This is a genomic window from Duffyella sp. Ts4 (genome assembly GCF_051851875.1).
Taxonomy (GTDB): Bacteria; Pseudomonadota; Gammaproteobacteria; order Enterobacterales; family Enterobacteriaceae; genus Duffyella; species Duffyella gerundensis.
Window position 1 is genome coordinate 35,248 of record NZ_JBLYPN010000022.1, and the last position, 12,375, is coordinate 47,622.

The following is a 12,375-nucleotide window of genomic DNA, read 5'->3' on the forward strand; positions in this document are numbered from 1 at the left end:
ACCCCCATCGGTCACACGCTTAATCATCTTAACCATAAAAGTGTTGGTGGTAAGCGAAATGTTAACATATGCTTGCAGCATGATTTCTTCGGACGTAGCGACATTTCTCCTTACATCCAACTGAGTTTTCAGGCTTCCCCTGTAGTTTTCATTTCGATGCTTGAATTTTATAATGAGACACAATTCGTCTAAACGTCGACCGATGTTCAGGGCTTTTCAGCCACATTGTGACTAGCAAAGTAACAGGACAATATCCGCATGACTGACAACAACTCCGCATTAAAGAAGGCCGGCCTGAAAGTCACGCTTCCTCGTTTGAAGATTCTGGAAGTGCTTCAGGAACCTGAAGGCCATCACGTCAGCGCGGAAGATTTGTATAAACGCCTGATTGATATGGGCGAAGAGATTGGTTTAGCGACCGTTTATCGCGTGCTGAACCAGTTTGATGATGCCGGTATCGTAACCCGCCATAATTTTGAAGGCGGCAAATCGGTATTTGAGCTGACGCAGCAGCATCATCACGATCACCTGATCTGCCTCGACTGTGGCAAGGTCATTGAGTTCAGCGATGAATCTATCGAATCGCGTCAGCGCGATATCGCCACGCGTCATGGCATCAAACTCACTAACCACAGTCTCTATCTGTACGGCCACTGCTCCACCGGCGACTGCCGTGAAGATGACACGCTGCACGATAAGTAAGTTCGACTCAGTAGCGTCATAAACCGGTGAATACACCGGTTTTTTTACGCCTTAATTCAGGCACACAACGTTTCCTGCAGATAACGCCAGCGCGGGTTAGCCGTAGAACAGTCAAGAATCGCCACCGCAATGCGCTTCTGGGTTTCACCATTGCGCATCTGTAACTCGCAGTACTGAATTACCACGTCAGTGCCATTCTGTGACAGGATTTCATACTCGCCGGTCGCAATACGCACCCCTTCCCGCTGGCCTTTCAAGCCACGAAACAGCGCTTCCATCGCGGTCAGAGAGAGTCGCTGCCCGGCAGGCGTAATCAGCATAAAAGAGGGGTGAAAGTAAGAGAGGAAAAGATTAAGCGTTTCTTCGGATTCGGAAGCGTTATTAAATATTCTTTCGATCAGCTGGTGCACCACGACCACGCTATGCTTCGCTTCCTGGACCATATCTGTCATTACCTGTTCCTGCTTCTCTCGGTAGAATTAAGTGCGCATAGCCTACCTTAAAAAGAATATTTAACACCCGGAGATTGATTAATTTTTGTTAACTGAGTGGGTATTTTTAACAGCGACCAGCGGCTGCGTTTGCCAGGCAGGCATAAAAAAAGGAGCGAATCCTCGCTCCTTTTTAACATTCATTCAGTTACAGGTATTATTCGCCTGTTTTAGCCCAGGTATCACGCAGGCCAACGGTGCGGTTAAACACCAGGTTAGATGGCGTTGAATAGACGCTGTCCGCACAGAAGTAGCCTTCCCGCTCGAACTGATGCGGTGTTGTTACCGCCACATTGCGTAAGCCAGGCTCAACAAATCCCTGCCTGATAACCAGTGAATCTGGATTAATCGTCGCCAGGAAATCGTCCGCTGCGCCAGGATTCGGCACGCTGAACAGCCGATCGTACAAACGGAATTCCGCAGCCTGCGCATGCACCGCGGACACCCAGTGAATCACGCCTTTTACTTTGCGGCCATCAGCAGGATCTTTGCTCAGCGTATCGGTATCACAGGTGCAGTAGATGCAGGTGATATTGCCTTCTTCGTCTTTGGCAATGCGTTCAGCACGAATGACATACGCATTACGCAGGCGCACCTCTTTGCCCAGAACCAGACGCTTATACTGCTTATTGGCTTCTTCGCGGAAATCGGCGCGATCGATCCAGACTTCGCGGCTGAAAGGCACTTCGCGCGTGCCCATCTCCGGCTTATTCGGATGATTCGGCATGGTGATGATCTCTTCGTGCGTTGATGGCAGATTCTCAATCACCACTTTCAGCGGATCCAGAACCGCCATTGCACGCGGCGCGTTCTCATTCAGGTCGTCACGAATACAGGATTCCAGCGAGGCCATTTCAACGATGTTGTCCTGTTTGGTCACGCCGATACGGCGGCAGAACTCGCGAATAGACGCAGACGTGTAGCCACGACGACGCAGGCCTGAAACGGTCAGCATGCGCGGATCGTCCCACCCTTCCACCACATTTTCGGTGACCAGCTGGCTCAGCTTGCGCTTCGACATGATGGCGTATTCAAGGTTGAGCCGCGAAAACTCATACTGACGCGGATGCACAGGAATGGTGATGTTATCCAGCACCCAGTCGTAAAGGCGGCGGTTATCCTGAAACTCCAGCGTACACAGTGAATGCGTAATGCCTTCCAGCGCATCAGAAATGCAGTGCGTAAAATCGTACATCGGGTAGATGCACCATTTGTCACCGGTCTGATGGTGAGTGGCGAACTTGATACGGTAAATCACCGGATCACGCATCACAATAAAGTTAGAGGCCATATCGATTTTCGCCCGCAGGCAGGCAGTGCCTTCCGCGAACTCGCCGTTACGCATTTTTTCAAACAGCGCGAGGTTCTCTTCCACGCTGCGATCGCGATAGGGACTGTTTTTACCCGCAGAAGTCAGCGTACCGCGATACTCACGGATCTGCTCCGGCGTCAGCTCATCAACATACGCCAGGCCTTTATTGATCAGCTCAATAGCATACTGATGCAACTGGTCAAAATAGTTAGAGGAATAGCAAATCTCACCACTCCACTGAAAGCCCAGCCACTGGACGTCCTGCTTGATCGACTCAACGAATTCGATATCTTCTTTCGCCGGGTTCGTGTCATCAAAGCGCAGATTACATTCGCCCTGATAATCCTGCGCGATACCAAAGTTCAGGCAGATCGATTTTGCATGGCCAATGTGCAGATAACCATTAGGCTCCGGTGGAAAACGGGTATGCACACGTTCGTGCTTACCGCTCGCCAGATCTTCATCAATAATCTGACGAATAAAGTTAGTTGGGCGGGCTTCAGCCTCACTCATCTCAATTTCCTCAACGCGAATGTCTGTGATTTGCACCACGAAATAACCGGTATGATCCACAAAGCGGAGATGGGAAACAACCGTTTGTTCGTTGAATCCCATAAAAAAGGGCAGGAAAGTGTTCCTGCCCTGGCGTGACGTTTTAGCTGATTAGCCTTTGACCTCAAACAGTGGCGTTTCCCCCGCCACAACCTGCTGTCCTGCCAGCAGCGTAATGCCGGCAAAATCATCGATATTGCTGATGACAACCGGACTAACCATGGAGCGGGCATTGGCGTTCAGAAACGCCAGATCCATCTCCAGTATCGGCTGGCCTGCGGTCACAACGGCGCCCTCTTCCACCAGCCGGGTAAAGCCCTGTCCCTGCAACGCCACGGTGTCGAGCCCCATGTGCACCACAATCTCAAGATCATCATCGGTGGCCAGACAGAAAGCGTGATTGGTGTTGAAAATTTTAACGATGGTGCCAGCAATTGGCGCCACTACCGTACTGCCTGTGGGCCGAATGGCCACACCCTCACCTACGGCTTTGCTGGCGAACGCCTCATCTTCAACCTTTTCCAGCGCAACGACATCGCCACTCACCGGCGCCACCAGCGTGGCAATCACCGTTTTATCGACGTTTCTTACCGCCTGCGGTAGCGGTTCTGCCACGGCAGCGGGAACCGCGGTCGATGCGGCAACCGGTCCTTTAGCCAGCACGTTTTTCATAGCAGAGGCGATGGCTTCGGCGCGCGTGCCCACAATAATCTGCACGCTCTGCTTGTTAAGACGAATAATGCCAGAGGCACCCAGCCGCCTGGCTACGCTTTCATTCACGGTGGCCGCATCTTTAACGTTCAGGCGTAAACGGGTAATACAGGCATCAATACTGGTCAGGTTATCTGAACCGCCCACCGCGCTGATATAACGACGAGCCAGCGTTTCGGTCTCGCTTTCGCCATTCGTTTTCGTGTCGATATTAACGTCATAGCCGTCACTTTCATCGCCCGCTAGGGCCAGTTCGCGACCAGGCGTCATCAGGTTGAACTTTTTGATGGTAAAGCGGAAAACCACATAATAAAGCACGAAGAAGACGATGCCCTGCGGAATCAGCATGTACCAGTGGGTGGCCAGCGGGTTACGCGTCGACAGGACCAAATCCACTAGCCCGGCGCTGAAGCCAAAACCAGCAATCCAGTGCATGCTGGCGGCGATGAACACCGACACGCCAGTCAGGAAGGCGTGGATAACATAGAGCACCGGTGCCACAAACATGAAAGAGAATTCCAGCGGCTCGGTAATACCGGTAAAAAAGGCGGCAAAGGCAGCGGCTAACATAATGCCCGCAACTTTGGCGCGATTTTCTGGCCTGGCGCAGTGATAGATCGCCAGCGCAGCGCCCGGCAGGCCAAACATCATAATCGGGAAGAAGCCCGCCTGATAACGACCGGTGATGCCGACGATGCCTTTACCGCTTTCGATAGATTGCGCGCCGCCGAGGAAATTAGGAATGTCATTAATACCCGCAACATCAAACCAGAACACCGAGTTCAGCGCATGATGCAGGCCGACCGGAATCAGCATGCGGTTAAAGAAGGCGTAGATGCCCGCGCCCGCCGAGCCCATTTTCTGAATATGTTCGCCAAAGCCCACCAGGCCATTAAAGATTACCGGCCAGATATACATCAGAATAAAGGCGACCACGATCATCAGGAATGAGACCAGAATCGGTACCAGTCGACGTCCGCTGAAGAATGAAAGCGCCTTCGGCAGTTCAACCTGGCTGAAGCGATTGTAAACCTCGGCAGAGAGCACCCCAACAAGGATGCCAACAAACTGGTTGTTGATTTTGCCAAAGGCCGCCGGCACCTGCTCAACGGGTATTTTTTGAATCATCGACACCGCTGCCGGTGAACAGAGTGTCGTCACAACCAGAAAGCCGACAAAACCGGTCAGTGCTGCCGCGCCATCCTTATCTTTTGACATGCCGTAAGCGACACCAATCGCAAATAGCACCGACATATTCTCAATAATTGCCGCGCCCGACTTAATCAGTAAAGCGGCAAAGGCATTGCCGGCACCCCAACTGTCAGGATCGATCCAGTATCCGACGCCCATCAATATTGCCGCCGCCGGTAACGTTGCCACCGGCACCATCAGCGCCCTGCCAACCCGTTGTAAGTAACCTAGCATTTACCTTTCCCCCTGTGAGCCGAACCGGTACCTGAAGTTGTTTGTTTTTTTGTCACCATCTTCAGGCATTTTCATGACACTACACACCACGCTGCGCAGTGTAAAAAGAAATTAATTCGCTTCGCAAATTAAACCGCGCTTTGTGTGATAGTTATCACCTAAATATGTTTATTAGGACACTTACTAATGGCCTGCAGACAAAACTTATTTTATTATTAAAAATAACAAGACGTAAAAATGTCTGCTGTACGGCTACTTCCGCCGCTATTGGTAGATTAACGTCACGAATCCTTTCCAACTAAACTTGTCTTTTCCATTTATTTGAGGTGCCGCATGAGACTGATTCCACTATCTTCCGCCAGCGACGTGGGCAAATGGGCCGCGCGCCACATCGTTAACCGTATCAACGCGTTTAACCCCACCGCCGATCGCCCTTTTGTCCTTGGCCTGCCAACCGGCGGCACGCCACTTGAAGCCTATAAACATCTTATTGAGATGCATAAAGCGGGCCAGGTTAGCTTCAGGCATGTGGTGACGTTCAATATGGATGAGTATGTCGGCCTGCCGGAGTCACATCCGGAAAGTTACCACACATTCATGCACCGCAATTTCTTTGACCACGTTGATATAGCGAAAGAAAATATCAATCTTCTTAATGGCAATGCCCCGGACATTGACGCAGAATGTCGCCAGTACGAAGAGAAAATTCGCGCTTATGGCAAGATCCATCTGTTCATGGGCGGCGTCGGCAACGATGGTCATATTGCTTTCAATGAACCGGCCTCATCGCTGGCCTCCCGCACGCGCATCAAGACCTTAACGCATGACACCCGCGTGGCGAATTCACGCTTCTTTGATGGTGACGTCAGCCAGGTGCCGAAATATGCGCTGACCGTGGGCGTTGGCACGCTGCTTGATGCCGAAGAGGTGATGATTCTGGTTACTGGTCATGTCAAAGCCCAGGCGCTACAAGCCGCGGTCGAAGGCAATGTGAATCACATGTGGACCATCAGCTGTTTGCAGCTGCATGCCAAATCGATTGTGGTATGCGATGAGCCGGCCACCATGGAATTGAAAGTCAAAACAGTAAAATATTTCCGCGAGATGGAAGCGGAAAATATGAAAAACCTTTGAACACATCGATAATTATCCGGGCTTCGCTAAACGCATCTGCCTTAAGGGGTGCGTTTTAGTTACCCGGAATTGTCGGGAGAGAAAATATGTATGCTCTGACCAATGGCCGCGTTTTTACCGGTCATCACGTTCTTGATAACCATGCTGTCGTCATCGCTGATGGCCTGATCGACCGCGTTTGTCCGTTCACTGAGCTGCCCGCAGGAATTGAGCAACGCGATGTCCAGGGGGCGAATATTACCCCTGGCTTTATCGATCTACAGCTTAACGGCTGTGGTGGCGTGCAGTTCAATGACGACATTGAGGCCATCAGCCTCGATACACTGAATACCATGCAAAAAGCCAATGAAAAATCGGGCTGCACCAGCTTCCTGCCGACGCTGATTACCAGTACCGATGCGCTGATGAAACGTGCCATTGACGTAATGGGTAGCTGGCTGGCTGAACATCGCCATCAGGCGCTGGGCCTGCATCTGGAGGGGCCGTGGCTTAACGTGATTAAAAAAGGCACCCACAATCCCGATTTGATTCGCACGCCCGATCCGGCATTAGTTGATTACCTTTGCCAGCATGCAGAGGTCATCAGCAAAGTCACGCTGGCGCCAGAAATGGCGGGCTCGGCGGTGATAGAGCAGCTTGTGGCTGCAGGTATTGTGGTTTCGGTTGGCCACTCAAATGCTACTTATGAGCAAGCGCAGGCAGGCATTGGCGCCGGTGCCCGTTTCGCTACCCATCTCTATAATGCTATGCCGCCGATGATTGGCCGCGAGCCTGGTCTCGCTGGCGCGCTGTTCGACGCGCCTGACGTTTACTGCGGCATTATCGTTGATGGACTTCACGTGCATTACGCCAATGTGCGCAATGCCAAACGTCTCAAAGGCGATAAGTTGGTATTGGTCACCGATGCCACCGCCCCGGCAGGCGCAGAGATTGACCAGTTCATTTTTGCAGGAAAAACAATATACTATCGCGACGGACTCTGCGTTGATGAAAACGGCACGCTCAGCGGTTCAGCGTTGACCATGATTGAAGCGGTCAAAAACTGCGTTGAACAGGTTGGCATTGCACTGGATGAAACGGTGCGCATGGCGACGCTTTATCCGGCACGGGCAATCGGCGTTGATCGGCAGTTAGGCACTATCGAAGCGGGAAAAGTGGCTAACCTTACTGTTTTTACACGCGATTATCGAATTACCAAGACTATCGTTAACGGCGACGAAGTCCTCAGCGAGTAAGTATTGAATGACCACTGGCGGCCAGGCACAAATCGGAAATGTTGATCTCGTTAAACAACTCAACAGCGCGGCCGTCTATCGGCTGATCGATCGGCAAGGGCCGATTTCACGTATTCAGATTGCGGAACTGAGCCAGCTTGCGCCCGCCAGCGTCACAAAAATTACCCGCCAGCTGATTGAGCGCGGCCTGATCAAAGAGGTCGAGCAGCAGGCCTCCACGGGCGGACGACGCGCCATCTCTATCGTCACCGAAACCCGCGGCTTTAATACCATCGGCGTGCGCCTCGGCCGCAATGATGCCACCCTGACGCTGTTCGACCTGAGCGGTAAATCCCTTGCGGAAGAGCATTACCCTTTGCCTCAGCGCACGCAGGAAACGCTGGAAAATGCGCTGTTCGACATCATTGCGCAATTTAAAGAGCTCTATCAGCGCAAGCTGCGTGAATTGATTGCCATTGCCGTGATTCTGCCCGGACTGGTGGATCCTGATAAAGGCGTAATCCGCTATATGCCGCATATCACCGTTAGCCACTGGCCGCTGGTCGCTAACCTGAAAAAAAGATTCAGCGTCACCAGCTTTGTCGGTCACGATATTCGCAGCCTGGCGTTAGCAGAGCATTATTTTGGTGCATCTCGCGACTGCGCCGACTCTATTTTAGTGCGTGTCCACCGTGGAACCGGTGCCGGCATTATCACCAACGGCCATATTTTTCTCGGCAGTAATGGCAATGTCGGTGAGATTGGTCATATTCAGGTCGATCCTTTGGGTGAGCGCTGCCATTGCGGCAATTTCGGCTGCCTGGAAACCATTGCGGCCAACGGTGCCATAGAAAACCGCGTGCGCCATCTGCTACAGCAGGGCTATTCCAGCTCATTAACGCTGGATAATTGTCAGATAGCCGCCATTTGCAAAGCGGCTAATAAAGGTGATGCGCTGGCCTGCGAGGTAATTGGCTTTGTTGGACGCTATTTAGGCAAGGCGATCGCCATTGCCATCAACCTGTTTAACCCACAAAAAGTGGTGATCGCGGGTGAAATCACCGATGCTGGTAGGATATTGCTGCCCGCAGTGGAAAGCTGCATTAATACTCAGGTACTGAAGGCATTCCGCAAAAACTTGCCGGTGGTACGTTCCGAACTCGATCATCGCTCAGCTATTGGCGCTTTTGCCCTGGCGAAACGCGCGATGCTCAATGGCCTTCTTTTACAACATCTGTTGGAAGAGTAACTGCGCCTTTTACGATGGATAAAACCAAGATGATTAAAAATGTAATCTGCGATATTGATGGCGTGCTGATGCACGACAACACCGCTGTGCCAGGTGCAGGCGAGTTTCTGATGCGCATCGTTGAAAAAGAGATGCCGCTGGTTCTGCTGACCAACTACCCTTCCCAAACCGCGCAGGATCTGGCCAACCGCTTTCTTTCTGCTGGCATAGAACTGCCCGCTTCCGCTTTTTATACTTCGGCTATGGCAACCGCAGATTTCCTCAAGCATCAGGAAGGCAAAAAGGCGTATGTGGTCGGTGAAGGCGCGCTGATCCACGAACTTTATAAAGCAGGCTTTACCATTACGGATATCAATCCTGACTTTGTCATCGTGGGTGAAACCCGCTCCTTTAACTGGGACATGATGCACAAGGCGGCGTTTTTCGTGGCCAATGGTGCACGCTTTATCGCTACCAACCCGGATACGCATGCGCGTGGCTTTGTGCCCGCCTGCGGTGCTCTGTGCGCCGGTATCGAAAAAATCTCGGGCCGTCGGCCTTTCTATGTCGGTAAGCCGAGCCCGCTAATCATTCGCGCTGCACTGAATAAAATGCAGGCGCATTCGGAAGAGACGGTCATTGTCGGCGATAATTTACGCACCGATATCCTTGCGGGTTTCCAGGCGGGGCTCGAAACCATTCTGGTGCTTTCTGGCGTTTCTACGCTAAGTGATATTGATGCCATGCCATTCCGGCCAAACTATATCTATCCCAGCGTGGCGGATATCGATCTGTTCTGAAACCAACCTGGCGCCGCCAGGTTTTTTTTGGTCTTTATGCTGGCTACTTTTCATACTCAACGCCACTTTCATTGCTGAATCCTCAATGAAATGCCAATAAAATTAGATAAAATCTAATTTTACTCCCTCTGCAACAGCCTTTTTATCAGCAAATCGCTAAAACAGTTGCATCACCGGGGGGAAATAGCGCATTTTCTTATACATCACGCAGTCATTCGCGCTGCTTCATACAAAGACGTTATGACAACATCACCTCAGCGGTGAGAGCCAGGAGTAAGATATGTGTTCGATTTTTGGTGTTCTGGATTTAAAAAGCGATCCTACCGAGCTGCGCAAAAAGGCGCTTGAGCTGTCACGTCTGATGCGCCACCGCGGCCCGGACTGGTCCGGCGTATATGCTGATGATAAAGCGATTCTGGCTCACGAACGCCTTTCTATTGTTGATGTAAACAATGGCGCTCAGCCGCTGTATAACGCAGCGCATACCCATGTGCTGGCGGTGAACGGTGAAATTTATAACCACCAGGCGTTGCGTGCTGAACTGAGCGATCGCTATGAATTCCAGACCGGCTCCGACTGTGAAGTGATTCTGGCGCTTTATCAGGAAAAAGGTGTCGACTTCCTCGATGAGCTGGAAGGCATGTTTGCCTTTATTCTCTATGACAGTGAAAAACAGACCTGGCTGATCGGCCGCGACCACATCGGCATAATTCCGCTCTACATGGGCAACGATGAGCACGGCAACCTGTTTGTCGCCTCAGAGATGAAATCGCTGGTGCCGGTATGCCGCTCGATCAAAGAGTTCCCGGCCGGTAGCTACATGAGCAGCACCGACGGCGAAATTCATCGTTATTACCAGCGCGACTGGATGGAATATAAAAACGTTGAGCACAACGTTACCGATGCTGGCGTGCTGAAAAACGCGCTGGAAGATGCGGTGAAAAGCCACCTGATGTCTGACGTACCTTATGGCGTGCTGCTTTCTGGCGGCCTCGACTCCTCGATCATTTCCGCAGTGACCAAACGGTTTGCGGCCAAGCGCGTGGAAGATCAGGATAAGAGCGAAGCCTGGTGGCCTCAGCTGCACTCATTTGCGGTAGGACTGGAAGGTTCGCCGGATCTCAAAGCCGCCAAAGCGGTGGCTGAGCATCTTGGCACCGTGCACCATGAGATCCATTTCACCGTGCAGGAAGGCCTTGATGCTATCCGTGACGTGATCTATCACATTGAAACCTATGACGTCACTACGATTCGCGCTTCAACGCCAATGTATCTGATGTCGCGTAAAATCAAAGCGATGGGCATCAAAATGGTGCTGTCGGGCGAAGGCGCGGATGAAGTATTCGGTGGTTATCTCTATTTCCACAAGGCACCAAACGCTAAAGAGTTCCACGAAGAAAACGTGCGTAAGCTGATGGCATTGCATATGTACGACTGCGCACGCGCCAACAAGGCGATGTCCGCCTGGGGCGTGGAAGCGCGCGTGCCGTTTCTGGATAAGAAATTCCTTGATGTGGCCATGCGCATCAACCCGGCCGACAAGCTGTGTGGCAGCAACGGTAAAATGGAAAAGCATATCCTGCGTGAATGTTTCTCCTCTTATTTGCCGGAAAGCGTCGCCTGGCGCCAGAAAGAACAATTCTCTGACGGCGTTGGCTACAGCTGGATCGACTCGTTGAAAGTGGTGGCCGCGCAGCAGGTCAGCGATCAACAGCTGAAAACGGCGCATTTCCGTTTTCCTTACAACACGCCTGGCTCCAAAGAAGCTTATCTCTATCGTGAGATCTTTGAAGAGTTGTTCCCGGTTCCGAGCGCTGCTGAGTGCGTTCCGGGTGGCCCATCCGTTGCCTGTTCATCAGCCAAAGCGATCGAGTGGGACGAAGCGTTCAAAAACATGGATGACCCATCAGGCCGTGCGGTGGGCGTTCATCAGTCAGCTTACTGATCGCTCTGTTACGATGTGCAGCGGGCCAGCAATGGCCCGTTAATCTGGCAGAAAAACAGCTGCAACAATGAATTTTGTTTAATATTCGACCATGCTGGTTATAACCCAGACAAACAATCGCATCCGGGTAAAAAACGGGAAAAAACTTGTTGACGCTTTTAGGTCAACTCCGCATAATGCGCCCCGCAACGCCGATGAAGGTAGCGCGAAAAAAGATGGCTACGTAGCTCAGCTGGTTAGAGCACAGCACTCATAATGCTGGGGTCACAGGTTCGATTCCCGTCGTAGCCACCATCTTTTTTGCGGGAGTGGCGAAATTGGTAGACGCACCAGATTTAGGTTCTGGCGCCGCAAGGTGTGCGAGTTCAAGTCTCGCCTCCCGCACCATTTCAGTCATCGGTTTGCACGGATGGGGTATCGCCAAGCGGTAAGGCACCGGTTTTTGATACCGGCATTCCCTGGTTCGAATCCAGGTACCCCAGCCATTTTTTCTGGTGAGTTCACGGGTACGTGTACGAATTGGGATATCGCCAAGCGGTAAGGCACCGGTTTTTGATACCGGCATTCCCTGGTTCGAATCCAGGTATCCCAGCCAATCCAGAGCAGTACAATAATTTGGCTACGTAGCTCAGCTGGTTAGAGCACAGCACTCATAATGCTGGGGTCACAGGTTCGATTCCCGTCGTAGCCACCATATTATTGGGGTGTCGCCAAGCGGTAAGGCACTGGTTTCTGATACCAGCATTCCGGGGTTCGAATCCCTGCACCCCAGCCATACTAAGATGTAGAAAATTTGATTTAACACCTATTGGGGTGTCGCCAAGCGGTAAGGCACTGGTTTCTGATACCAGCATTCCGGGG

General features: G+C 51.8%; 9 protein-coding genes and 6 tRNA genes. 12 read left to right on the plus strand and 3 right to left on the minus strand.

Annotated elements, in window-relative coordinates; translation table 11 throughout:
• The first annotated feature begins 258 nt into the window (after positions 1–258).
• A complete protein-coding gene (gene fur, locus ACJY2L_RS19275; protein ID WP_067428697.1) occupies positions 259–702 on the plus strand; it encodes a ferric iron uptake transcriptional regulator in 444 nt (147 codons plus the stop codon).
• A gap of 56 nt (positions 703–758) precedes the next feature.
• On the opposite strand, the gene ACJY2L_RS19280 is transcribed toward fur, so the two are convergent.
• The 3 genes from ACJY2L_RS19280 to nagE all read right to left on the minus strand — a co-directional run bounded on the left by ACJY2L_RS19280 (position 759) and on the right by nagE (position 5,193).
• On the minus strand, positions 759–1,154 hold the full coding sequence (locus ACJY2L_RS19280; RefSeq protein WP_067428695.1) for a hypothetical protein: 396 nt from the start codon (positions 1,152–1,154) through the stop codon (positions 759–761).
• 196 nt (positions 1,155–1,350) lie between these two features.
• Positions 1,351–3,018: a glutamine--tRNA ligase gene (glnS, locus tag ACJY2L_RS19285; protein ID WP_187486154.1), complete on the minus strand. Its 1,668-nt coding sequence runs from the start codon at positions 3,016–3,018 to the stop codon at positions 1,351–1,353.
• Positions 3,019–3,168: 150 nt separating this feature from the next.
• A complete protein-coding gene (nagE, locus tag ACJY2L_RS19290) occupies positions 3,169–5,193 on the minus strand; it encodes an N-acetylglucosamine-specific PTS transporter subunit IIBC (protein ID WP_439212804.1) in 2,025 nt (674 codons plus the stop codon).
• Between the two features lie 333 nt (positions 5,194–5,526).
• Between nagE and nagB the strand changes: the two genes are divergently transcribed.
• From nagB to ACJY2L_RS19345, 11 genes are all read left to right on the plus strand, one after another.
• Complete coding sequence (gene nagB / locus ACJY2L_RS19295; protein ID WP_439212803.1) at positions 5,527–6,327, plus strand: glucosamine-6-phosphate deaminase; 801 nt, start codon at positions 5,527–5,529, stop codon at positions 6,325–6,327.
• Positions 6,328–6,413: 86 nt separating this feature from the next.
• Positions 6,414–7,562, plus strand: coding sequence for an N-acetylglucosamine-6-phosphate deacetylase (gene nagA, locus ACJY2L_RS19300; protein WP_067428689.1), 1,149 nt, complete (start codon positions 6,414–6,416; stop codon positions 7,560–7,562).
• A 7-nt stretch (positions 7,563–7,569) separates the two neighbouring features.
• On the plus strand, positions 7,570–8,790 hold the full coding sequence (gene nagC, locus ACJY2L_RS19305; protein ID WP_439212802.1) for a DNA-binding transcriptional regulator NagC: 1,221 nt from the start codon (positions 7,570–7,572) through the stop codon (positions 8,788–8,790).
• A 29-nt stretch (positions 8,791–8,819) separates the two neighbouring features.
• The gene (locus tag ACJY2L_RS19310) at positions 8,820–9,569 is read left to right on the plus strand and encodes an HAD-IIA family hydrolase (protein WP_067435206.1); all 750 of its coding nucleotides are present in this window, start codon (positions 8,820–8,822) and stop codon (positions 9,567–9,569) included.
• Between the two features lie 280 nt (positions 9,570–9,849).
• Positions 9,850–11,514, plus strand: a complete 1,665-nt coding sequence (gene asnB, locus ACJY2L_RS19315) for an asparagine synthase B (protein ID WP_439212801.1) — start codon at positions 9,850–9,852, stop codon at positions 11,512–11,514.
• 217 nt (positions 11,515–11,731) lie between these two features.
• A tRNA-Met gene (locus ACJY2L_RS19320) sits at positions 11,732–11,808 on the plus strand.
• Positions 11,809–11,816: 8 nt separating this feature from the next.
• Positions 11,817–11,901, plus strand: a tRNA-Leu gene (locus ACJY2L_RS19325).
• 23 nt (positions 11,902–11,924) lie between these two features.
• Positions 11,925–11,999 (plus strand) — tRNA-Gln (locus ACJY2L_RS19330).
• 35 nt (positions 12,000–12,034) lie between these two features.
• Positions 12,035–12,109, plus strand: a tRNA-Gln gene (locus ACJY2L_RS19335).
• A 22-nt stretch (positions 12,110–12,131) separates the two neighbouring features.
• A tRNA-Met gene (locus ACJY2L_RS19340) sits at positions 12,132–12,208 on the plus strand.
• A 6-nt stretch (positions 12,209–12,214) separates the two neighbouring features.
• Positions 12,215–12,289, plus strand: a tRNA-Gln gene (locus ACJY2L_RS19345).
• Positions 12,290–12,375: the final 86 nt, after the last annotated feature.

What these genes read in the sequence shown, in the direction of transcription:
- fur (WP_067428697.1), top strand. Translation starts at nt 259, where the DNA reads ATGACTGACAACAACTCCGCATTAAAGAAGGCCGGCCTGAAAGTCACG.
- ACJY2L_RS19280 (WP_067428695.1), bottom strand. Translation starts at nt 1,154, where the DNA reads ATGACAGATATGGTCCAGGAAGCGAAGCATAGCGTGGTCGTGGTGCAC.
- glnS (WP_187486154.1), bottom strand. Translation starts at nt 3,018, where the DNA reads ATGAGTGAGGCTGAAGCCCGCCCAACTAACTTTATTCGTCAGATTATT.
- nagE (WP_439212804.1), bottom strand. Translation starts at nt 5,193, where the DNA reads ATGCTAGGTTACTTACAACGGGTTGGCAGGGCGCTGATGGTGCCGGTG.
- nagB (WP_439212803.1), top strand. Translation starts at nt 5,527, where the DNA reads ATGAGACTGATTCCACTATCTTCCGCCAGCGACGTGGGCAAATGGGCC.
- nagA (WP_067428689.1), top strand. Translation starts at nt 6,414, where the DNA reads ATGTATGCTCTGACCAATGGCCGCGTTTTTACCGGTCATCACGTTCTT.
- nagC (WP_439212802.1), top strand. Translation starts at nt 7,570, where the DNA reads ATGACCACTGGCGGCCAGGCACAAATCGGAAATGTTGATCTCGTTAAA.
- ACJY2L_RS19310 (WP_067435206.1), top strand. Translation starts at nt 8,820, where the DNA reads ATGATTAAAAATGTAATCTGCGATATTGATGGCGTGCTGATGCACGAC.
- asnB (WP_439212801.1), top strand. Translation starts at nt 9,850, where the DNA reads ATGTGTTCGATTTTTGGTGTTCTGGATTTAAAAAGCGATCCTACCGAG.